This window comes from Antribacter gilvus, assembly GCF_003946865.1.
GTDB classification, from domain to species: domain Bacteria; phylum Actinomycetota; class Actinomycetes; order Actinomycetales; family Cellulomonadaceae; genus Antribacter; species Antribacter gilvus.
Map to the genome: position 1 here is coordinate 359243 of NZ_QXTH01000004.1, position 20062 is coordinate 379304.

Annotated in this window: 21 protein-coding genes, 1 tRNA gene and 1 pseudogene; 13 read left to right on the forward strand and 10 right to left on the reverse strand. The window is 73.0% G+C overall.

The window, feature by feature from the left end:
* Window positions 1-5: 5 nt before the first annotated feature.
* Both D1350_RS09330 and D1350_RS09335 read right to left on the reverse strand, forming a co-directional pair.
* Window positions 6-509 (reverse strand): FHA domain-containing protein FhaB/FipA, encoded by a 504-nt coding sequence (locus D1350_RS09330; RefSeq protein ID WP_125775703.1) that lies wholly within the window; start codon window positions 507-509, stop codon window positions 6-8.
* Window positions 510-518: 9 nt separating this feature from the next.
* A complete protein-coding gene (locus D1350_RS09335; RefSeq protein ID WP_125775704.1) occupies window positions 519-1235 on the reverse strand; it encodes an FhaA domain-containing protein in 717 nt (238 codons plus the stop codon).
* A 288-nt stretch (window positions 1236-1523) separates the two neighbouring features.
* On the opposite strand from D1350_RS09335, the gene D1350_RS09340 reads away from it, so the two are divergent.
* Window positions 1524-1607, forward strand: a tRNA-Leu gene (locus D1350_RS09340).
* Window positions 1608-1744: 137 nt separating this feature from the next.
* Window positions 1745-2590, forward strand: coding sequence for a class I SAM-dependent methyltransferase (locus tag D1350_RS09345; RefSeq protein ID WP_125775705.1), 846 nt, complete (start codon window positions 1745-1747; stop codon window positions 2588-2590).
* A 17-nt stretch (window positions 2591-2607) separates the two neighbouring features.
* Here the strand turns inward: D1350_RS09345 and D1350_RS09350 are convergent, their stop codons facing one another.
* Window positions 2608-3429, reverse strand: coding sequence for an alpha/beta fold hydrolase (locus D1350_RS09350; protein ID WP_125775706.1), 822 nt, complete (start codon window positions 3427-3429; stop codon window positions 2608-2610).
* Window positions 3430-3819: 390 nt separating this feature from the next.
* On the opposite strand from D1350_RS09350, the gene D1350_RS09355 reads away from it, so the two are divergent.
* Window positions 3820-4710: an NAD(P)H-binding protein gene (locus tag D1350_RS09355; protein ID WP_125775707.1), complete on the forward strand. Its 891-nt coding sequence runs from the start codon at window positions 3820-3822 to the stop codon at window positions 4708-4710.
* Between the two features lie 37 nt (window positions 4711-4747).
* Entirely contained in the window at window positions 4748-5980 is a 1233-nt protein-coding gene (locus tag D1350_RS09360) for an alpha/beta hydrolase (RefSeq protein WP_125775708.1), read from the forward strand.
* 6 nt (window positions 5981-5986) lie between these two features.
* Here D1350_RS09360 and D1350_RS09365 read toward each other — a convergent pair whose 3' ends face one another.
* On the reverse strand, window positions 5987-6628 hold the full coding sequence (locus D1350_RS09365; protein ID WP_125775709.1) for a DnaJ family domain-containing protein: 642 nt from the start codon (window positions 6626-6628) through the stop codon (window positions 5987-5989).
* A 47-nt stretch (window positions 6629-6675) separates the two neighbouring features.
* On the opposite strand from D1350_RS09365, the gene D1350_RS09370 reads away from it, so the two are divergent.
* The 4 genes from D1350_RS09370 to D1350_RS09385 all read left to right on the forward strand — a co-directional run bounded on the left by D1350_RS09370 (window position 6676) and on the right by D1350_RS09385 (window position 9959).
* Window positions 6676-6981 (forward strand): hypothetical protein, encoded by a 306-nt coding sequence (locus D1350_RS09370; protein ID WP_125775710.1) that lies wholly within the window; start codon window positions 6676-6678, stop codon window positions 6979-6981.
* 104 nt (window positions 6982-7085) lie between these two features.
* Entirely contained in the window at window positions 7086-8057 is a 972-nt protein-coding gene (locus D1350_RS09375) for a WXG100 family type VII secretion target (RefSeq protein WP_164545101.1), read from the forward strand.
* A gap of 60 nt (window positions 8058-8117) precedes the next feature.
* Window positions 8118-8768, forward strand: a complete 651-nt coding sequence (locus D1350_RS09380; RefSeq protein ID WP_125775712.1) for a hypothetical protein — start codon at window positions 8118-8120, stop codon at window positions 8766-8768.
* A 21-nt stretch (window positions 8769-8789) separates the two neighbouring features.
* On the forward strand, window positions 8790-9959 hold the full coding sequence (locus tag D1350_RS09385; RefSeq protein WP_125775713.1) for a pyridoxal phosphate-dependent aminotransferase: 1170 nt from the start codon (window positions 8790-8792) through the stop codon (window positions 9957-9959).
* Between the two features lie 3 nt (window positions 9960-9962).
* Here D1350_RS09385 and D1350_RS09390 read toward each other — a convergent pair whose 3' ends face one another.
* Window positions 9963-10457, reverse strand: a complete 495-nt coding sequence (locus D1350_RS09390; RefSeq protein WP_125775714.1) for a DUF6328 family protein — start codon at window positions 10455-10457, stop codon at window positions 9963-9965.
* 53 nt (window positions 10458-10510) lie between these two features.
* Entirely contained in the window at window positions 10511-11371 is an 861-nt protein-coding gene (locus tag D1350_RS09395; protein ID WP_125775715.1) for an SDR family oxidoreductase, read from the reverse strand.
* Window positions 11372-11771: 400 nt separating this feature from the next.
* Between D1350_RS09395 and D1350_RS24875 the strand changes: the two genes are divergently transcribed.
* Entirely contained in the window at window positions 11772-12545 is a 774-nt protein-coding gene (locus D1350_RS24875; protein WP_420807803.1) for a PAS and ANTAR domain-containing protein, read from the forward strand.
* A gap of 37 nt (window positions 12546-12582) precedes the next feature.
* On the opposite strand, the pseudogene D1350_RS24395 reads toward D1350_RS24875, so the two are convergent.
* Window positions 12583-13752: pseudogene (locus D1350_RS24395) on the reverse strand (cytochrome P450); the annotation flags it as partial.
* Window positions 13753-13928: 176 nt separating this feature from the next.
* Between D1350_RS24395 and D1350_RS09410 the strand changes: the two are divergent.
* Genes D1350_RS09410 through D1350_RS09420 form a run of 3 tightly spaced genes read left to right on the forward strand, consistent with a single transcriptional unit; the run spans window position 13929 to window position 17128 of the window.
* Entirely contained in the window at window positions 13929-14333 is a 405-nt protein-coding gene (locus tag D1350_RS09410; RefSeq protein WP_206074475.1) for a DUF6766 family protein, read from the forward strand.
* A 4-nt stretch (window positions 14334-14337) separates the two neighbouring features.
* Complete coding sequence (locus tag D1350_RS24400) at window positions 14338-16116, forward strand: alpha-amylase family protein (RefSeq protein WP_240643993.1); 1779 nt, start codon at window positions 14338-14340, stop codon at window positions 16114-16116.
* 10 nt (window positions 16117-16126) lie between these two features.
* Window positions 16127-17128 (forward strand): TIGR03885 family FMN-dependent LLM class oxidoreductase, encoded by a 1002-nt coding sequence (locus D1350_RS09420; protein ID WP_125775717.1) that lies wholly within the window; start codon window positions 16127-16129, stop codon window positions 17126-17128.
* Here D1350_RS09420 and D1350_RS09425 read toward each other — a convergent pair.
* Entirely contained in the window at window positions 17100-17873 is a 774-nt protein-coding gene (locus D1350_RS09425; RefSeq protein WP_338068156.1) for an endonuclease/exonuclease/phosphatase family protein, read from the reverse strand. The two genes, D1350_RS09420 and D1350_RS09425, sit on opposite strands and share 29 nt — an antisense overlap.
* A gap of 49 nt (window positions 17874-17922) precedes the next feature.
* The gene (locus tag D1350_RS09430; protein WP_206074476.1) at window positions 17923-18285 is read right to left on the reverse strand and encodes a CBU_0592 family membrane protein; all 363 of its coding nucleotides are present in this window, start codon (window positions 18283-18285) and stop codon (window positions 17923-17925) included.
* Window positions 18286-18437: 152 nt separating this feature from the next.
* Between D1350_RS09430 and D1350_RS09435 the strand changes: the two genes are divergently transcribed.
* Window positions 18438-19343: a LysR family transcriptional regulator gene (locus D1350_RS09435; protein ID WP_125775718.1), complete on the forward strand. Its 906-nt coding sequence runs from the start codon at window positions 18438-18440 to the stop codon at window positions 19341-19343.
* Window positions 19344-19494: 151 nt separating this feature from the next.
* On the opposite strand, the gene D1350_RS09440 is transcribed toward D1350_RS09435, so the two are convergent.
* Window positions 19495-19986 carry a P-loop nucleotide/nucleoside kinase family protein gene (locus D1350_RS09440; RefSeq protein WP_125775719.1) on the reverse strand — a complete coding sequence of 164 codons (492 nt, stop codon included), beginning with the start codon at window positions 19984-19986 and terminating at the stop codon, window positions 19495-19497.
* Window positions 19987-20062 lie beyond the last annotated feature (76 nt).

The window sequence follows — 20062 nt, forward strand, 5'->3', positions numbered from 1 at the left end:
GGTGGTCATCCCTGGAGCTCGACGACGGACTGGCCGATCTGCACGCCGACCCCGGGTGCCAGCGGCACGACGCCGTGGATGGGCTGCTCTCCGATGAACGTCCCGTTCGTGGACCCGAGGTCTTCGACGTACCACTGGCCGCCCTGCGGGAAGATGCGGGCGTGGCGCGACGACGAGTAGTCGTCGTCGAGCACCAGCGTGCAGCTGGGTGCGCGGCCGATGAGGATCGCCGACGAGGTCAGCGGGATCGTGGTGCCCGTCAGCGGGCCCGCGACGACGACGAGCCGGTGGGGGCCCGTCCGCTGAGCGGGGCGCGCAGGTCCGGCGGCCGGGGCGGGCATGCCGGCCGGCGCCGGGCCCGGCCCGTCGGGACGCGGCCGACGGCGCGGGGTGGCCGGCGCCCGGGGACCGGAGAGGTCACGCCGGAGTACGGCCACCGCGGAGAGCACGAACACCCACAGCAGCACCAGGTAACCCAGCCGCAGCAGGGTGAGCGTGAGCTCGTTCATGGTGGTGGATCACCACTCCTCGTTCTCGGCGCCCGCCGACTGGCCGGTCCAGAACATGATCCTGGTGCGTCCGATGGTGAGCGTGTTGCCGTCCAGCAGCGTCGCTGCCGGGACCTGGTGGCCCTCCACGTACAACCCGTTGGTGGAGCCGAGGTCCGTGGCGATCACACCGTCCGGGGTGACCCGGATCTCGAGGTGACGGCGGGAGACCCCGGGGTCGTCCACCACGATGTCGGCCTCGGCGTCCCGGCCGATCACCGTCACGGGTCCCGTGAGGAGATAGCGCTGGCCGTCGATGTCGATCAGCGGGTGGCGGACGCTCGGGCTCGCCGAGGTGGCCGGCGCGACATTTCCTTGCACGCTGCGGGAGCGTACCTGGAAGCGGCCGGGCACCAGCTCGTACTTCTCGTCGAACGTCACGCTCACCGGGCCCACGAAGGCGTAGTGCTGGGTCGCGGCGTACGCGGTGAGGTTCTGCGCGAGCTCGTCCGCGAGCGTCTGCGCGCCCCAGGCCTCGATCTGCGCGAAGTCGTCGGGTGACAGCTCGATCGTGTACTCGTTCGGCGCGACGGTGCGGTCCCGCCCGACAACGGCGGCACGGTCGTCCAGCTCCTTCCGGAGCCGGCTCGCCAGCTCGACGGGCTTCACCTCGCCACGGCCTACCTTGGCGAACGCGTTGTTCATCATGCGCTCCACGCTCTTCTCGAAGCGATCCAGGGCGCCCATGCCACCTCCTTTCTATGGTCTGCAGTCGCATGGCAGACTACCTAGATCGTATAGATCGACGAGGCACCACGGGCTTGAATCCTGTGGATGTCCTGCAGATCTTCTCGAATCCTCCGGGTGGCGACAGTGGGCGGACTCGCACGCTACCGTGCCGCGCCGCGCGGCAGAACCACCTGCCTGCCGGAGAACTACCCATCGAGGGTGAACCTACCGAGCACGGGTGCGCCCTGCGTCCCGAGGTATCGATTCGGGATCGGGCCTCGGACCGTGCTAGTCTCCATCAGCAGCGCGCGAGTGGCGGAATAGGCAGACGCGCACGGTTCAGGTCCGTGTGCCCGAAAGGGCGTGGGGGTTCAACTCCCCCCTCGCGCACATCAGGTAGTTCCCCGCCAGGGCTACCAGCCACGAAGCCCCCGACAGGGTCACCCCGGTCGGGGGCTTCGTCGTTCCCGGGAAGGCCCGCACCGGCGTGTCACCGGCGGGCCCCGGCATACGTCACAATCTCCTCCATGCTCGACGTCTCGCTCGCCCCACCTCCGGCGCCTGACGCGCCGTTCGAGGATCACATCGCCTGGGCCCGCACCGCACCGGTGACGCCCGCGACCCCCGCCACCCTCTTCCCGGACGGGCTGGAGGCGACCCCGGTCGCCGGCCGGCTCGCCGAGGACCCTCCGCCGTGGGACTACCCGGCCCTTGCCAAGGACCTCGTCACCGGCGCGGGCGGGTCCGTGCTCGACGTCGGTACCGGTGACGGCGAGCTGTTCGCCGGCCTGGCGCCGCTGCCCGCCGGCTCCGCCGCGACGGAGAGCGGCCACACGTTCCTGGCGGCCCGGCGCCGCCTCGAGCCGCTCGGCGTGGACGTGCGACAGGTCCAGGCGTCGGCCGGGGAGGTCCTGCTGCCGTTCTTCGACGCCCGCTACTCCGTGGTGCTCAGCAGGTTCGGTGCGTTCGACCCCGTCGAGGTGGCCCGCGTCCTGGCGCCCGGCGGCACGTTCTGCACCGAGCAGATCGACAGCCGGGACGGCATCGGCGTCGCGAAGGCACTGGGTCTGCCGCTGCCGTGGGACCCGGACGACGTGACCGTGGACGTGATCGCGGACAGCCTCGTGGACTCGGGCCTCGAGGTGGCCGAGGCGAAGGAGCACGCCGGGACGCGCACCTTCAAGGATCTCGCGACGGTGCTCTGGTACCTGCGCGTCGCCACGTGGCTGGTGCCGGGGCTCGCGTACCTGACCCCGGCCGCCGTCGCCCGGCACGAGGCCGGTCTCCGGGCCCTGCACCTCCGGTTCGCCGCGGGGCACGAGCTCGTCGACGAGGCGCCCCGGATCCTGGTGACGGCCCGCAAGCCGGCCTAGGCGGCCGTCGAGCCGGCCTAGGCGGTCGTCAGGCCCGCGACGAACTGCGCGAGCACGGGCGCGAGGACCGCCGGGTCGGCGTCGTGCCCCTGGTCTGCCAGGGTGACGCGGCGCGCCCGCGGGAGGACGCCGGCGAGGGACGCGGCGGCGGCGCCCATCAGCGCGGGGCTCGCGCCGCCGTCGGCCACCAGGACGGGCTGGGTGATCTCCGCCCAGCGTGCGGCGAGCGGCCGCGGGCCCGCGGTGATCGCGGCCATGACCCGGCCGTCGTAACCGATGGTGGGGGCGATCGTCTCGAGCGTCTCCCAGCTCGGCGACCGGCGCATGCCCGCGACGTACCGGCGCGGCATGCCCAGGAGGTCGAGGAAGACCTCGACGGCGGCGCCGGGGTCGCCCGCTGCGACGCAGCCCTCCACGGCGGTGACGTGCCGCAGGTCCGGCGGCGCCACGTCCGAGACGTCGTGGGGCGGCGCGTAGACCACCACGGCCCGGACGCGGACCGGCCCGAGGTCGGCTGCGGCGCGGAGCGCCAGGAACGACCCGGACGAGAGGCCGAGCAGCACCGCGCCCTCGGGGGCAGCGCTCTCCAGGACCGCCAGGACGTCCTCGACCTCGCGCTCGACGGCGTACGGCGGGGTGTCGGAGCTCGCCCCCCGGCCGCGGCGGTCGTAACGGACCACCCGCAGACCCTGCGCGAAACCCGCCAGCGCGACCATGCTCGGGAGCCGGTGGCACAGCTCGCCGTCGACCACCACGACCCCCGTTCCCGTCCCCGTGACGTCGTACGCGATGGTGGTGCCGTCGGCCGAGCGGGTGGTCGCGTCGGTGGTCGTGGGCATGGGCTCTCCTCGGCTCGGGGTCCGCTCTCCTACGGGGTGGACCGCAGCAGGGCCGCGGAGTCATCGGTTCGCCGTCGGAAAAAGACCTTGGCGGCCCGCGGGGACGCGCGTAGGTTCGGGGGCACATGAGAAGGGAGGTGATCGAAGACATGAAGGTTCTTCGGACCCATGAGGTGGTCGCGCGCTAACCGTCGCGCGACGCGTGCAGCGTTACAGCCCTGAACAGGGCGAACGGGACGGGTAGCGAGTTTCTCGCGACCACCGGGGCCCGCGGGTGCCGTGCCTTGTCCAGCACGGCGGGAGGTGCACCTCCACCCCGCGGGCTCTTCCGTGCCCGGGGCCCCCCGCGCCCTCCGCGCGCCGGGGCCGGGTGCGCCCTAGCGTGGGGCCATGGCAACCTCGGCAGACCGTGTGGTCGTCGTCACCGGAGCCGGTGGCCGCCTCGGCACGCGCCTCGCCTTCCGTCTGGCCGCGGAGGGTGCGCAGCAGCGGCTGATCCTGCCCGACGTGCGCCGTGCCCCGCACCTGACGGACGGCCGTCCCCTGCCGAACGCGTCCGTCGTGGTCTGTCCCGACGGCGCCGCCCCGGACGTGCTCACGGCCACGTTCGCCGGCGCGGACACCGTGCTCCTCGTCCCGGCCCGCACGGACCCCGTCCGTCCGCTCCAGGCCGCGATCGCCGCGGACGTGCGGCGGGTGGTCCTCGTGTCCGAGGTGGGCGCGTCACCGAACGCCGTCTCCCGCAGGGCCCGCGACGCGTGGCGTGCGGAGCGGCGGCTGCGATCCTCCGGCCTGCAGTGGACCGTCCTGCGCTCCTCCGTCCCGCACAGCCGCCTCACCGACGCTGTGGTCGACGACGTCCTGCGCGCCCCCGCGGGCACCGGCCGCGTCGCGTCCGTCTCCCACGACGACGTCGCCGATGCCGCCACGGCGGTGCTCCTCGACGAGCGTGTGCACCTCCACGACCAGGCCGTCTACGACCTCACCGGCCCCGAGGCGCTCTCCGGGGACGACGTCGCCCGCGTCCTCACCGAGGCCGTGGGACGCCCCATCACCTACGAACCCAGTCCGGCGGCGGACCCGGACCCCGACGCCGGCCCGTTCCACGGCCGGCCTGACGACCCGTCCGACGATCCCTGGACGTCCTGCTGCGCGGCGGTCGCCGCAGGCGTGTTCGAGAAGGTCAGCGCCACGGTCGAGTCGCTCGCGGCCCGCCCGGCGCGGTCCCTCGCCACCTGGCTCGACGACTACCCCGCAGAGTGGGCACACCTCCGTGGATGACCGGCCGGCAGCCTCGACAGGGGATACCTTCGGCCCCATGCGCAGTCGTCCCGCCCCAGTCCCTCCGGGAGCGGAACCTCTCGTCGCCTCCGGCGGCGCGTACGGTGACGCACCCGGCCACGACCACGCCGGCCCACCCGTCCCCGGCCCGGTCCTGGAACCCGGCGCGCCCGAGCAGGCGGCCGAGCCGGAGGAGGGCTGGGTCCCCGACTTCCTCCCCGGCTACGAGCAGCTCGCCCTCCGGCTCGAGCCGGACGAGGAGGGGGAGGTGGTCGCCACCCTGGTCCGCCCCGCCCGCCGGTCCGCGCCCGACGGCGCCCCCGGCGCCCCGGGCGAGTCGGGGCCGGCCCGCTTCTGGCGAGCCCTGCGGGAGTCGCTGGGGCTCGCGGAGGCGGCCCCTCCGCCGTCGGCCGGCGCGGAGGTGCCCGACACGGGGGTGGACCTGCTCTACGTGCACGGGTGGCAGGACTACTTCTTCCAGACGCACACCGCAGACTTCTGGGAAGGGCTCGGCGTGCGGTTCCACGCCCTGGACCTGCGCAAGTACGGTCGGAGCCTCCACGAGCACCAGACACCGGGCTACGTCACCGACCTCGCCACGTACGACGAGGACATCGAGGCGGCGCTCGCGGCCATGGGGCACGGGGAGGGCGCGCAGACCGACCGGCGGCTGCTCCTCATGGGCCACTCGACCGGTGGCCTGACCCTCAGCCTGTGGACGGCGCGGAACCAGGACCGGGTGGCGGGGCTGGTGCTCAACTCGCCGTGGCTGGAGTTCCAGACCCGGGAGGTGGGGCGCCGCGTGCTCGAGCCGGGCATCGGTGCGCAGGCGGCGCTCGCACCGCGGAGCGGGGTGCTGTTCCTCGACCGCGGGTTCTACGTCCGCACCATCTCGGACAAGCTGGACGGGGAGTGGAACCTGGACGTGCGGTGGCGCTCGGACACCGCGAGCTGGCGTCCCACGTCGGGCTGGGTGGCCGCGATCTTCCGTGGGCACCAGCAGGTGGCACGCGGGCTCGGGATCGAGGTCCCGGTGCTGGTCCTGCTGTCGGCGCGCAGCACGCCGCCGATCCGGTGGACCGAGGAGATGCGGCACAGCGACACGGTGCTCGACGTGGCGGGCATCGCGCGGCGCGTGCCCAACCTCGGGTCCGTGACCACGCTCGTGCGGGTCGACGGCGCGCTGCACGACGTCACGCTGTCGGCCGCCCCGGTGCGCGAGGCGGTCTGGCGGGAGCTCGAGCGCTGGTACCGGGGCTACGTGGGCTGAGGCCGGTCACCCCCAGAACTTCCACCAGGGCCTCTTCGCGCCCGCGCCCGACGACGGACCGGTCACCTTCCGTACGGGAGGCACGCCTGCGCCGCCGGGCACCCGGGCGCTGCCGTGCCGCTCGGCCTGGCGGGCAGCGCGGCGCTCCCGCCAGCGGACCACCTCCCGCTCGACGTCGCGCGTGGGCGTGACCACCGGTGGGCCGCCCATGAGCTGGCGGCGCGCGTCGACCACTCGGGCGTTGAACTCCTGGACGATCTCGCGGACCCGGTCCTCCGTGACCTCGTGGTCGAGCGTGTCGTCGAGCTCGGCGCCGTCCTTCCGGAGCTGGCCGGTCGGCAGGATGCCGGTGATCTGCTCCCGCTCCACGAGGTTCTTCAGCCACCAGTCGGGGTCGTGCGCACCGCTCTTGAGGCTGGGGATCGGCTTGCCGTGCAGGGGCAGGTCGTCGAACTCCCCGCGACGGATCGCCTGGTCGATCACCGTGTCGACGAAGCGGGCGCGGTCGTCCATCCGCGGGCGCGGTGCCTGTTCCTCCTCGGGAGCGGGCGCGCCGTCGGCGGCCCGGTCGTCGGCAGCCTCACGGTTCACGCGGTACTGCGCTGCGCGGCGGGCGGGGTCGTCGTCGGTTCCGGGACGTCGGTCCATGGAGTGACGCTACCGTGGCCTGCACACCATCGGAGAAGGGGTGACAGATGAGCATGCCGCGCATCGCGGGCGACACCAACAACGCCAAGAGGTACGCGCAGTTCCTGACGGCGTTCTGCGTCGCGTCCCTGCTGCTGGGCGCGCTCATGGTGTTCGGCTGGTGGAACGCCCAGGTCAACGGCTACACCGGCGACGCCAACCCGCGGGGGTTCGTGCTCGGGTCGCCGTTCCCCTGGTCGTCGGTCGTGGCGAGCGTGCTCGCGTCGGGCATCACCGGGCGGTTCGCCGTGGTCAAGTGGCGGCGGTACGCCGCGCTGCGTCGTGAGGACCGTCGTCCCCTGCATGGGGACTGATCCCCATCGCACGTCCCCGGCCGGGGGAGATAAGGTCCAGGCCGGGTGGCGCAGACGGCGTCGCCGAGGGTGGCCGTGACGGCCTGATGCCGAAGGGATGGCACATGGGCGACGGGATGTACGGGGCCGATGTCTCGGAGCTCCGCGCGCTGGCGCGGACGCTCGACCGGAAGGCCGGCGACCTGCAGTCCGCAGCGCAGAACGTGACGTCCCTTCTGAAGGGCATCCGCTGGGAGGGTCCGAACGCCGACTCGTTCCGCCGGGAGTGGGCCGGCAAGCTCGAGCCGTCCGTGCGGCAGGCCGCGCACGCGCTCGACGAGGCCTCGGGCAAGCTGCAGACCAACGCGAACGCGCAGGAGCAGACGTCCACCACCTACGCCGGGGACGGTGGCGGGGGGCCCGGTGATGGCGGGCCTGGTGGCGGCGGGCATCCCGGCGGGGGTGGCGACGGCACCACCACGGCGTCCGGTAACGGCGGGCCGCCCGACTGGCTGGTGCCCCCGAGCGACCTCACCACGGAGATGACCCGGGGCGGCGTCTACAACACGCTGGCCAACCTGGGCACCGAGGCGTGGAAGAACTTCAACAAGCTCGACGACGTCTTCGACGTCGGCGGCCTCACCAAGTCGCTCACGACCGTCGGGAACGTGCTCGGCGCGGCAGGCTTCATCTTCGACGGGTACTCCGTCTACAGCGGCGCCGTCCAGGCGTGGGAGGGCTTCGCCGAGGGCGACGGCTACAAGGGGACCGACGGGGTGATCACCGCCGGCCTCGGCGCCGCGGGGATCGGCGCCGCGATCTTCCTCGCCTCGAACCCCGTGGGCTGGGCGATCGCCGGCGCGGGTGCGGTCTGGGGGATCGCCACGCTGCTCTCGGGCGACGTCCCCGTCACCAAGCGGATTGCCGACGCCGGCGGCTGGCTGCTCGACCGGGGCGGTGACCTGGCCGGCGGCATCAGCAACGTGGCCGGGAACGTCGCCGACGGGGTCGGCGAGGCGGCCGGCGACGTGGTCGACGCGGGCAAGGACTTCGTCGACGGCGCCAAGGACACCATCAAGAAGGCGTGGCCGTTCTGAGAGAGTGGTACGAGCACCCCACCGCACTGACGCAGGCCACGGCACACCAGGAGGAACGAGATGACCACCGAGACCAGCGGGGCCCCCGCCCAGGCTGCGACCGACAGCGCCCGGATCGAGCTGACCGGGTTCGAGCTGCTCGCGCTGCTCTCGCTCAACCCGGGTGAGGCGTCGTCGTCGACCCGGACGGCCTTGCGCCTGCCCGACGTCCCCGACGACTCTCCCCTGGCGAACGCCGGGTTCAGCTCGCTGATCATCCGCGGGCTCGCCGTGGCCGCTGACGGTGTGGTGGCCCCGGCCGGCAACGTGATCCCGATGACGAGGATCCTCACCACGGCGGAGTCGTGGGTCGAGGCGGTGGGCGTCGTGGGGGAGACCACCAACGCGGCGCTCCTGGTCGCCGCCCCGAGCGGGTCCGTCGTCCTCGAGCCCCGGCCGTACGGCATCTGGTACGTCTGGCCGCTCAGCCCCGAGGACACCCTGGTGGACGCGGCTGTGCGCTACGTGCGCGCCTCGTTCGACAACCTCACCGGCCGGCCGTTCGCCGCCAGCATCAAGGTGACCGACGCCGCGGGGACGCGGTCGTCCGCCGTGCGGGTTGCCGAGGACGAGTCCTGGGAGCTGGCGAGCGGGCCCGAGGGCGCGGAGCTCACCCCCGCACCGGTGGCCGCCGACCCGTCGTTCCAGGTCCTGGCGGAGGCTCTCGCCTGACGCTCCGGGCATGATGGGCGCATGAAGGTCTCGCGCCGGTCCCACGTCCCGCCGTTCGCCGCCATGGAGGTGCTCGCCGCCGCCAACGCCCGTCGTGCGGCCGGTGAGGACGTCCTCAACCTCTGCGTGGGGGAGCCCTCGACGGGCGCCTCGGACGTGGTCCGCGAGCGGGCGGCCGAGCTGCTGCGCACCGCCGACCTGGGATACACCGAGGCGCTGGGGGTGCCCGCCCTCCGGGCGGAGATCGCCACGCACTACACGCGCTGGTACGGGATCGAGGTGGACCCCGCGCGGATCGCCGTGACCACCGGCTCGAGCGGCGGGTTCGTGCTGGCGTTCCTCGCCGCGTTCGACGTGGGCGACCGCGTGGCCCTCGCCCGGCCCGGCTACCCCGCCTACAAGAACATCCTGGCCGCGCTGGGCTGCGAGGTCGTGGAGCTCGACTGCGGGCCTGAGACCCGTTACCAGCCCACGGTGTCCCAGCTCCAGGAGGCCTACTACGGCGGCGGGCTCGACGGCCTGGTGGTCGCGAGCCCCGCCAACCCGACCGGGACCATGATCACGCCCGCCGAGCTGGCCGCGGTGGCCGACTGGTGCGCCGACCATGACGTCCGCCTGATCAGCGACGAGATCTACCACGGCATCGCGTACTCCGACGAGGTGGCTCAGGCGACCGCCGTCGCCTACACGGAGCAGGGTGCCGTGGTGGTCAACTCGTTCTCGAAGTACTGGGCCATGACCGGCTGGCGCCTCGGCTGGCTCGTGCTGCCGGACGAGCTGGTGGGGCCGGTCGACGCGCTCGCGGGCAACGTGGCGCTCTCCCCGCCCGCCCTCGCCCAGCACGCGGGCATCGCCGCGTTCACCGTCGAGGGCTACGCCGCCGCGGCGGCCAACGTGCAGCGGTACGCCGCGTCCCGGGCCGCGCTGCTCGAGCGGCTCCCCGACCTGGGCTGGTCGCCGGTTGCCCCGGCCGACGGCGCCTTCTACCTGTACGGCAACATCAGCCGGACGGGCCTGGACTCGGTGACGTACTGCGAGCGCTTGCTCGCGGAGGCGAACGTCGCCATCACGCCCGGTACCGACTTCGACGGCGTGGGCGGCCGGGACTGGGTGCGCCTCTCGTTCGCGGCGGCGCCCGACGTCGTCGCGCGCGCCACGGAGCGCATCATCGCCTGGCACAAGACGCTCTGAGGCTCACGCCCGGCGGCGGATCGCCTCCGGGAGGATCACCCACAGGACAACGAGCACCACGAGCACGCCGCCACCGACCACCAGGCCGGCCGTGCGACCCACGACGACGTCGAAGATCAGCACGGCCGTGCCCGTCACGGCCAGCGCCAGCACGAAGAGGGCGAACCTGGTGATCCGGTCGGCGGCGGTGACGATGCTCTTCTTGAGCTGCTTGCGGAACAGCGCGCGGTGCACGCTCACCGGGCCGACGATCAGGGCGGTGGCGGTCACCGACGTCAGGACGAGGGCGAGGTACACCCACCGCTGATAGTCGTCCAGCTCGGTGAAACGGGGCTGGAACGGAAGGGTCAGCAGGAAGCCGGTGAGGATCTGCACACCGGTCTGCATGACGCGCAGCTCCTGGAGCAGCTCGTTCCAGTTCCGGTCCGCCCGCTGGGTCGGGGACTCCTGCCGGCCGTCGTGGTTCAGGTGCCCGCCCGGGGCGTTCTCCTCAGCCATGCCCACCTCCCGTGGTGTGCGTCACCGTCTCACCGCCGATCCTGCCCTGGAGCCTAGAAGACGGGCTTGCCGCCGGTGACTCCGAGCACGGTCCCGGACACGTAGGACGCGGTGACCGAGGAGGCGAGGAAGACGAAGGCCGGGGCGAGCTCTGCCGGCTGTCCTGCGCGGCCGAGCGGCGTGTCCGAGCCGAACGACGTGACCTTCTCCTCGACCTGCGTGGCGGGCTGCAGCGGCGTCCAGATCGGGCCGGGTGCCACGGCGTTCACCCGGATGCCCCGGGGGCCCAGCTCCGCGGCCAGGTTCACGGTGAAGTTGTTGATCGCCGCCTTCGTCGCGGCGTAGTCGAGGAGCGTCGTGGACGGCTCGAACGCCTGGATCGACGAGTTGTTGATGATGGCGCCGCCCTCGCCGAGGTGTTCCAGCGCTGTCTGGGTGACCCAGAAGAGCGCGTAGAGGTTGGTCTTGAACGTCCGGTCGAGGTCCTCGGACGTGACATCGGCGAACGACTCCCGGCGGGCCATCTGATAGCCGGCGTTGTTCACGAGGATGTCCAGGCCGCCCAGCTCCTCGACGGCCGTCCGCACCGTCTGCCGGGCGGTCTGCTCGTCGCGCAGGTCGCCGGGGACGAGGGCGCACCGGCGGCCGGCCTTGCGCACCCACTCCGCCGTCTCCTGCGCGTCGGACTCCTCCTCCGGCAGGTAGGAGATTGCGACGTCGGCGCCCTCCCGGGCGAACGCGATGGCGACCGCCCGCCCGATCCCGGAGTCGCCGCCCGTCACGAGCGCCTTGCAGTCGGTGAGCTTGTGGCTGCCCTCATAGCTGGTCTCGCCGTGGTCCGGCTGCGGTGTCATCTTCTCCGTCGAACCCGGCGGCTCCTGCTGCTGCGGGGGGAAGCTCTGGTCCTGGCTCATGCCGTCCTCCTCCGTCACTGCGACGTGGTGATTCGCCGTGTCGGCCACTCCTCGACCTGACCTCACCGTATGCCGGTTCCCGCCCGGACTCGCGCCGAACGGGCTTCCCCGCTACCTTCCCCGTACTGCTTTTCTCTACCCTGTCAAGTAGGGTCAAGGAGCACCGGTCTGGTACCACGTGTGCGTGGGCCAACGAGAAATCTGGGGTCCAGAAGGCGGCCCCTTCCCTGTGCACCAGACGAGGGAGACCAACGTGACCTCCAGCGCCCGCCTCAGTGCGGTTCCCCCTCCGGACGAGAACCTCGAGGCCGCCCTTGCCTCGGGGGATCGTCCTCCGGTCGGTCGCTATCGCCTGGATCTGGCGACCGGTAACTGGTCCTGGTCGGACGAGGTGTACGCCATGCACGGCTTCGAGCCTGGCGAGGTCGTCCCCACGACCAAGATGATGCTGTCCCACAAGCACCCGGAGGACCGGGCCCGGGTCGACGGAGTGCTCCGCCATGCGGCAGCGACCGGCGAGCCGTTCAGCTCCGTCCACCGCATCTACGACGCCCGCGGAAAGATCCGCACGCTCGCCGTGACGGGCCAGGGCCGGCGCGACCCCGGCACCGGCGAGGTGGTCGAGCTCATCGGCTACTTCATCGACGTCACCGAGGCGCAGCGTGAGGCGGCGCAGCGTGAGGCCACGGCCTCGATCCAGGCGTCGGCGAAGCGTCGAGCAGTGATCGAGCAGGCCAAGGGTGTCCTCATGGTCGTGTACTGCATCGACGCGGACGAGGCCTTCGACCGGCTTCGCCTGGCCTCCAACGCAGCGAACGTCCCGGTGCGGGACCTCGCCGACTGGCTCGTGCAGTGGTTCTCGCGACCGGGAGTCACGGCGTTCCCGGCGGGCCAGGAGATCACCGCCTTCCTGGCCGCGCCCACGGCGCCGCAGGAGGACTCGGGCGCTCCGCCCACCACGCCCATCACCGCAGCCGCCGCCCGGGTGAGCCGAGGTCGCTGCCGGGCCGGATCCCAGCTCATCCGGCAGCGACCTCCTCCGGCTGACTGCTCTCGCCTCGGGCGCCATCGGCCCGGAACCGTAGGCCGTAGTGGTCGACGGTCACGGGCAGGGCCTGGCGAGCGAGGTACACGGAACGGTCGAACGACAGGTCGCCCGCCGCCAGCCGGGTGAGCCAACGCGACGCGACCAGCAGCACGAGGTCACGCCCGGCGCAGACTGCCGGCCCGCCGCTGAACGGCACGATTCCCCAGTCGTCGGCGGCGCGGCCGTCCAGCCACGCGCCGGGCGTGAACGCGTCCGCGAAGTCCAGGCGCTCGCGGTCGCGGTGGAAGAACGCGCTCGCGACAGCGAACCCGGTCCCGGCGGGCAGCTCCCGCCCACCCCAGGCGGTGGGTTCCGTGGACTCGCGGAGCACCACGAGCGTGGTGGGCCACAGCCGCACGGTCTCCAGCACGCACGCACGCGTGAACGGCAGCGTGGTGTCCGACGACGGGTCCTCCCCCTCCGCGCGGACCCGGTCCCGGTCCTCGGGCCGGGACAGCAGCACGGCGAGGGCACGGAACACCGTGATCCCGGCGGCGTCGAACGCGAACAACCAGTGCCCCACCTGGCCGGCAGGGTCGGCCACCGTCGTCGTCCCGTCCTCCTCCGCCCGGGCGATCGCGCGGCCCAGCAGGGTGCGCGGCGGGGCGCCGCGGGCGTAGAGGTGGAGCCGCGCGTCGAGCTCCTGCCGCAGCCGACGGCGGCGCGGGTGCAGGTAGGACCAGTTCGCCGCACGCCGCAGGGCCGTGAGCATGGAGGTGAGCGCCACGTCGTCCCGGGCGGCGGGCCCGAGGGTGATCTCCCGGACGCACCGCTGGAACGCGTCGGTGAACGCGGGCCAGTCGAGGGAGCCGCGCTCGCGGGCGTCGCTGAGGAGCTGCTCGGCCTCGCGGTCCACCACCTTCGTGATGAGCTCGGCGTCGCCATGGACCGCCCGGCCCGTGTCGAGGGCGGCCTCGTTGACCGGCCGGCGTACCTCCCGGGCCGCGGCGGACGAGATCAGCACCCCGTGCGGCACGAACTGGCCGAGCGCTGCGCTCTTCTCGCGGGTGGACGCCGAGAACGGGGTGGGCGTGCCCTGCAGGAGGCGAGCGACGTCGTCGGGCCGCGACACCAGGACGATGCTGCGCGGGCCGAGGCGGACCACGAGCGGCGCGCCGCCGTGGCGGTGGCGCAGGTCGGCGAGCGTGCCGATCAGGCGACGGTCCGACTGGCGGCGCTCCGCCCAGGCCATCACGGCAGGCCGCCGCACGATGGCGCCCTGGGCCACCAGCGGGCCGAGCACGTCGCGCAGGACGCGGAGACGCTCGGCCGCCGAGAGGTCGACGGGGGTCATCTCGCGCCTCCTAGGTCGGGAGCTCCGGTCCGCACCACCGTGGGCGAGGCGCCGACCACTCGCACGCCGGGACGGTGAACCCTGCGAACGGTCGCGCGAAGGCTTCCGATTCGTCCTACGTTGGGTGTGTCGTCTCAAGCCTCGGGGCGCTCACCGGCTGCTGCCGAGGAGGGGTCATGAGCGATGCGAAGGCCGACGAGATCGAGTCCCGGCCCCCGTTCCACCGGGCCTATTCGTTCGGGCTCGTGACGGGCGCCTTCTTCCTGTTCTCGTGGGTGGGGCAGTTCGTCTTCCAGGCCGTCGCGTTCGGCAACGAGGCGTCGAACCACGGCGAGTCGTTCTCCTGGGCGGAGTACTGGCCTGAGTTCCTCGCCTCGACGTTCGAGAACTGGCAGTCGGAGTTCCTCCAGCTGGTCTGGCAGGCCGCCGGCCTGGCCCTCTTCTACTTCTGGGGCTCGTCCCAGTCCCGCGAGGGGGAGCAGCGGGTCGAGGCGAAGGTCGACGCGCTGCTGGAGAAGAGCGGGCTCGACCCGAAGAAGTTCGACCGCGAGGCCCGCCAGGAGGCCTCGGGAAAGGCGTGAACGCATGTCGATCACCTCGAGCTGGTACGCGAACGCCGTCATCTATCAGGTCGACCCCCGTCTCTTCTACGACTCGGACGGCGACGGCTGCGGCGACCTCCGCGGCCTGACCGACCGTCTCGACTACCTGCGTGGCCTGGGCGCCACGGCGCTCTGGGTCCTCCCGTTCTACGAGTCCCCGTTCCGGGACGGTGGCTACGACGTCTCCGACCACCTCTCCGTGGACCCCCGGCTCGGCGACCTCGCCGACATGGCCCGGCTCATGGAGACGGCGGACGACCTGGGCATCCACGTGATCACCGAGCTGATCGCCCAGCACACCTCGGACCAGCACACCTGGTTCCAGGAGGCGCGGTCGAGCAGGAAGAGCAAGTACCGCGACTACTACGTCTGGTCCGACGAGCCCGTGAAGACCGGCGTGGAGCAGGTCTTCCCCGACGCCGAGGACGACGTCTGGACCTGGGACGAAGAGGCGCAGCAGTTCTACCGCCACACGTTCTACAGCTTCGAGCCCGACCTCGCGCTCGACAACCCCCGGGTCCGGGACGAGCTCGAGCGCATCATGACGTTCTGGCTGCGGCTCGGCGTGTCCGGATTCCGCGTGGACGCCGTGCCCTTCATGGTCGAGCGCGCCCGGGCGGCCGACCCGACGGACGACGGGCTGTGGCTGGTCCGCGACATGCGCGACCTGATCACGTCGCAGCACCCCGGCGCGGTCCTGCTGGGCGAGGCCGACGTGGAGCCCAAGACGTACGCCGACTACTTCCGTGGCGGCGACGGCCTGACGATGCTCCTCGACTTCTGGGCCAACAACCATATTTTCCTGGGCCTGGCCAGGAACGACGCCCGCCCGATCCGGTACGCGCTCGCAGAGCAGCCCGACCCGCCGGTGCACGCGCAGTACGCCCAGTGGCTGCGCAACAACGACGAGCTGTCCCTGAGCCAGCTCACGGCCGACGAGCGGCAGGAGGTCTTCGACGCCTTCGCGCCACAGAAGAAGATGCAGGCGTACCGCCGCGGGATCCGGCGTCGGCTCGCCCCCATGCTCGACGGCGACGTGCGCCGCATCGCGCTCGCCCATGCGGTGCTGCTCTCCCTGCCGGGACCGCCGATCCTGCGGTTCGGCGACGAGATCGGCATGGGGGACGACCTCGACCGTCCGGAGCGGGAGGCCGGCCGCACGCCGATGCAGTGGACGTCGGGACCCAACGCGGGCTTCTCCACGGCCGAGCCGGAGAACCTCGTGGCACCCTTCGTGACCGGCAGCTACGCGCCCAAGAACGTCAACGTGTACGACCAGCAGGTGCACCCCGGCTCCCTCCTCAGCAAGGTGAGCGCGATGATCCGGGCGCGCCTGGCGCTGCGGGAGACGGGTCTCGTGGTCCCGGAGCGGCTGGAGGCCCGCACCGACGACGGCCCGGCGCACCAGGTCCTCGCCCTGCGCTACACGCTGGGCGAGTCCACGGTGACGATGCTGGCCAACCTGGGTCCCGACGACGTCGAGGTCACCCTGAGCCGGGAGGGCTCGGCCAGCGTGTCGGGTACCCGCCCCCGGGGGCCGGACCAGGGTCAGGGCCCGGACGCCGAGGGCCCGGACGGCGCCGAGACGGGACGCCTGGACGCGATCCAGGACCCGCCGCCCGTGAGCGGCGACGGCCTCGTGGACGTGCTGGCGGACGAACCGTACGACCCGCCCTCGGGCAAGCGCCCGAAGATCATGCTGCGTGGGCACGGGTACCGCTGGCTCCGGCCGCGGGACCGCGTGGTCCACCGGCCGGAGTGAGGAGAGCGCCATGACCGTCGTCGGCTTTCACGCGTCGCACGAGCAGATCCACCCGGGCGACCTCCTCGACGCCGTCCGTCTCGCCGAGGAGTGCGGGTTCGACACCGCGATGTGCTCGGACCACTTCGCCCCGTGGGGCCGGGACCAGGGGCACTCGGGGTACGCCTGGGCGTGGCTCGGGGCGGCGCTCGCGTCGACCGGCCTGACCTACGGCACCGTCTGCGCGCCCGGCCAGCGGTACCACCCCGCGGTGGTGGCCCAGAAGATCGCGACGCTGGCGGCCATGTTCCCCGGGCGCGTGTGGACGGCGCTGGGATCCGGGGAGAACGTCAACGAGCACGTGACGGGTGACCCCTGGCCATCCAAGTCCGAGCGGGACGCACGTCTGCGCGAGTGCGTGGAGGTGATCCGCGCGCTCCTCGCGGGCGAGGAGGTGACGCACCACGGCCTGGTGACCGTGGACCGGGCGCGTGTCTGGACCTTGCCCGAGGAGCCGCCGCAGCTGATCCTGCCCGTGATCGGGCCGGAGGCGGCGGCGATGCACGCCGACTGGGCGGACGGGCTCATCACCACCAACCAGCCCCGGGAACAGCTGCGGCGGGTCGTGGGCGCGTACCGGGACGCAGGCGGTCGGGGGGAGGTGTCGTTCCAGGTGCACCTGTCCTGGGCGAGCACCGTCGAGGAGGCGGAGCGGCTCGCCGTCGAGCAGTGGCGCACCAACGCCGCCGGGCCGCCGGCGACCTGGGATCTCCCGCTGCCGTCCGACTTCGACGCGCTCGCCGAGGGGGTCGGCGCCGAGCAGATACGCGGCAGCGTGTTCGTCTGCGCGGACGTGGACGCGGCGGTCGACTACCTCGCAAGCCTGGTGGACCTGGGCGACGGCGTGCGCGCCGACCGCCTCTACCTGCACCACGTGGGTCAGCGGCAGGACGAGTTCGTGAAGACCTTCGGCGAGCAGGTGCTGCCACGACTGAAGGAGGCGGTCACCCCTCCTGAGGCGCACCGAGCCTGACGTCCACGACGAGCGCCCGGTGGTCGGAGACCCCGGTGTCGACGGACCTGGCCTCGCCCGCGGCCACCACGGGGCCGTCGGCGAGCACGTGGTCGATCTGGAACCGCGGCCGCGCGTTCGGGTAGGTCGCCGCCGTCGCGAGGGGGCGCCAGCCCGTGACCTGCTGCGGGATCCTCCCGCGCAGGTTGAGGTCGCCGAGGAGGACGAGCGGCCGCGGCGCCACGCGCAGCGCGTCCTGGAGGTAGCGGAGCTGCACCACGTTGTGCCCCGTCCGGCCCGACGAGAGGTGGGTGCACACGACGGTCAGCGGTCCTTCCGGCGTGTCCAGCTCGGCCGCGAGGGCGGCGCGCGGCTCGTCCCGGGCAACCTGTCCCCGGCCGAGGAGCCACGGGACAGCCAGCGGCAGGCGCAGGCGGTGCCATGCGCGGACCGGGTGCCGGGTCAGCAGGGCGATGCCGTAGCCCGGCACGCGCGACGGCTCGTCGCCCCGCGCGCGCCGTCGGGCACCCCAGACCGCCACCGGACCGGCGACCGCGGGCACGAAACGATGGTCCGTGGCGTCGGCCGCCTCGGCGGCGAGAAAGGCGAGGTCGGCCCAGCCGGAGCGGGACTGGGCCCGGTCCACCTCCTGGAGGGCCACCACGTCGGCGTCGAGCGCGGCGACGGCCCGCGCCAGGCGGCGGGGGTCTGCGACGCCGTCGGCGCCACGCCCGTGCTGCACGTTGAAGGTGGCGAGGCGGATCATGTGCCGAGTCTCCCGGTACGGCCGGGTCCTCGCCAGGGGCAGAACTGCCCTAGGCCGCCTCGGCCGTCACCGCGGCCTGGGCGGGGACGGCCTCGGCGGGGACCGCGGCGAGGGCGGGGACCACGGCCAGGGCCGGGGCGGGCGCCAGGGAGTGCGCGCGGCGCCGGGACCGCACCATGGCTGCCACCGCGGCCCCGCCGATGAGGACCCACGCCAGGTTGGCCACCGCGGACGGCCAGACCCCGTTCATCGCTGCCACCAGCATCATCGCGCCCGCGGCCGCGAGGTTGGTGAGCTGGAACGCGAGCGAGTCGGGGCGCCAGCGCCCGCGGCTCACCATGGCGTACGCCAGGACGCCGGCGACGGCGCCGACCCAGCCGAGCGCGGTGACCACGATGGTGAGCGAGAACATGGCAAGGGCTCCAGGGGCGACGTGCGGTAGGGGGAGTGTGGGCGCCGGCCCGCTGAGGAGGAGTGAGAACCGGCCGGCGCCAGCACTATGGTGACTCAACCAAGCGTTCAGCACAATCGAATGATTCTGCACGGACCATGTATCATTGCTACATGGCAACCGACCCCCGGCGCCTCGCCTTCCTGCTCGCTGTCCACCGTGCCGGCGGGGTGCTCGCCGCGGCGGACATGCTCCGGCTGACGCCGTCCGCGGTGTCCCAGCAGATCGCCCGGCTGGAGGCCGAGGAGGGCATCGACGTCCTGGAGCGCGGGCCCCGCGGCGTCACCCTCACGCCCGCCGGCCGCGTGCTCGCCGAGGTGGCGGAGCGCATCGAGGCGGAGCTGGTCGAGGCGCGGCAGGCCATCGCCGCGCTCGGTGACGACGTCACCGGCCGGGTCGCGATCGGGTCGTTTCAGACAGGCATCCGTGCGGTCATCGCGCCCATGCTCGGCACGCTCGCCGAGCGTCACCCGGGCATCGTCGTGGACGTGCGGGAGCACGACCCCGGCGACTCCTTGCGCATGCTGCGTGCGGGGGACCTGGACGCCGTCGTGCTGGAGCGAGACGTCGACGTGGACGCGCCGGCACCCCGCGGTGCGCACGACGTGCCGCTGCTCGAGGAGCCGTGGCGCGTCGTGGTCCCCGCGGCCGGACCGACGCCCGAGCGGATCGACGACCTGATCGACGTCGCCTGGATCGCGCCGCAGTCCGGCACTGCCGCCGAGCGAGCGCTGCGCCGTCTCGCCCGCACGCTCGGCACGACCTTCACCACCCGGCACGCCTACTACGACTTCGACACCGCCCTCGCGCTCGTCGCCGCCGGTCAGGGCGTCGCGATGCTACCGGCGCTCGCGCTCCAGGGCGAGGTGGCACCCGGTGTGACGGTGGTGGGGCTGCCCGGCCTGGGTTCGCGCCGCCTCGTGGTGCGGCACCGGTCGTCGCGGCGCGAGCCCGGCCCGGCGGTGCAGGCGGTGGTGGACGAGATGGTGACCGTGGCGCGGAGCCTGGAGCTGGCCTGAACGCCGGGCCGGTCGCGGTGGTGGTGGCGGCTCGCCAGAATCAGCCGTGTGATCGGCAGTTCGGTGCGTGGTCGGTAGTTCGAACTACCGATCACGCACCGAACTGCCGATCACACGGGCCGGCGCGCGCCGACGCCTGGCGCGCCGGGCCTCAGACGACGTCGCGTGGGTCGACCGGTGCCTCGTCCGGCGTCGGGACCTCGAAGCCGTCGATGTACCGGTCGAGCGTCGCGGCGTCCACGTGCACGGAGTCGGCGCCGGTCCCGGTGTTCCGTCGCGCGATCCGGCGGTGCAGCTCCTCCCGCGCGACCTGGAAGTACACGAGCTCGCAGGTGCCGCCGTACCGGGTGACGAGCTCCCGGTAGTGGTCCCGGTCGGCCCGCCGCCAGAACGACGAGTCGACCACGACGTCGCGACCCGCCTCGACCAGCTCGGCGAGCCGGTCCTCGAGGAAGCGCTGGGCGGCTGCGCGCTTGTCGTCGGGCACCGCGCCGCGCACGCCCCGCCGCCACAGCTCGGCGTCGATCGAGAGGCGGACGAAGCCCCGGCCCTCGAGCGCCTTGGCGAACGTGCTCTTGCCGGCGCCCGCCGGCCCGCACATGAGGATGACCCGGGACCGGTCGCCCGTCGTCGGAGTCGACATGAGCGCGAACCTATCGCGGCCGTGCACTGCCGATCACACGGGCCGGCCACCCGATCCCGCCACCGGACCGGAGCCC

Coding starts and splice junctions, on each gene's coding strand:
- D1350_RS09330 (WP_125775703.1), bottom strand. CDS start 509: ATGAACGAGCTCACGCTCACCCTGCTGCGGCTGGGTTACCTGGTGCTG.
- D1350_RS09335 (WP_125775704.1), bottom strand. CDS start 1,235: ATGGGCGCCCTGGATCGCTTCGAGAAGAGCGTGGAGCGCATGATGAAC.
- D1350_RS09345 (WP_125775705.1), top strand. CDS start 1,745: ATGCTCGACGTCTCGCTCGCCCCACCTCCGGCGCCTGACGCGCCGTTC.
- D1350_RS09350 (WP_125775706.1), bottom strand. CDS start 3,429: ATGCCCACGACCACCGACGCGACCACCCGCTCGGCCGACGGCACCACC.
- D1350_RS09355 (WP_125775707.1), top strand. CDS start 3,820: ATGGCAACCTCGGCAGACCGTGTGGTCGTCGTCACCGGAGCCGGTGGC.
- D1350_RS09360 (WP_125775708.1), top strand. CDS start 4,748: ATGCGCAGTCGTCCCGCCCCAGTCCCTCCGGGAGCGGAACCTCTCGTC.
- D1350_RS09365 (WP_125775709.1), bottom strand. CDS start 6,628: ATGGACCGACGTCCCGGAACCGACGACGACCCCGCCCGCCGCGCAGCG.
- D1350_RS09370 (WP_125775710.1), top strand. CDS start 6,676: ATGAGCATGCCGCGCATCGCGGGCGACACCAACAACGCCAAGAGGTAC.
- D1350_RS09375 (WP_164545101.1), top strand. CDS start 7,086: ATGGGCGACGGGATGTACGGGGCCGATGTCTCGGAGCTCCGCGCGCTG.
- D1350_RS09380 (WP_125775712.1), top strand. CDS start 8,118: ATGACCACCGAGACCAGCGGGGCCCCCGCCCAGGCTGCGACCGACAGC.
- D1350_RS09385 (WP_125775713.1), top strand. CDS start 8,790: ATGAAGGTCTCGCGCCGGTCCCACGTCCCGCCGTTCGCCGCCATGGAG.
- D1350_RS09390 (WP_125775714.1), bottom strand. CDS start 10,457: ATGGCTGAGGAGAACGCCCCGGGCGGGCACCTGAACCACGACGGCCGG.
- D1350_RS09395 (WP_125775715.1), bottom strand. CDS start 11,371: ATGAGCCAGGACCAGAGCTTCCCCCCGCAGCAGCAGGAGCCGCCGGGT.
- D1350_RS24875 (WP_420807803.1), top strand. CDS start 11,772: ATGCACGGCTTCGAGCCTGGCGAGGTCGTCCCCACGACCAAGATGATG.
- D1350_RS09410 (WP_206074475.1), top strand. CDS start 13,929: ATGAGCGATGCGAAGGCCGACGAGATCGAGTCCCGGCCCCCGTTCCAC.
- D1350_RS24400 (WP_240643993.1), top strand. CDS start 14,338: ATGTCGATCACCTCGAGCTGGTACGCGAACGCCGTCATCTATCAGGTC.
- D1350_RS09420 (WP_125775717.1), top strand. CDS start 16,127: ATGACCGTCGTCGGCTTTCACGCGTCGCACGAGCAGATCCACCCGGGC.
- D1350_RS09425 (WP_338068156.1), bottom strand. CDS start 17,873: ATGATCCGCCTCGCCACCTTCAACGTGCAGCACGGGCGTGGCGCCGAC.
- D1350_RS09430 (WP_206074476.1), bottom strand. CDS start 18,285: ATGTTCTCGCTCACCATCGTGGTCACCGCGCTCGGCTGGGTCGGCGCC.
- D1350_RS09435 (WP_125775718.1), top strand. CDS start 18,438: ATGGCAACCGACCCCCGGCGCCTCGCCTTCCTGCTCGCTGTCCACCGT.
- D1350_RS09440 (WP_125775719.1), bottom strand. CDS start 19,986: ATGTCGACTCCGACGACGGGCGACCGGTCCCGGGTCATCCTCATGTGC.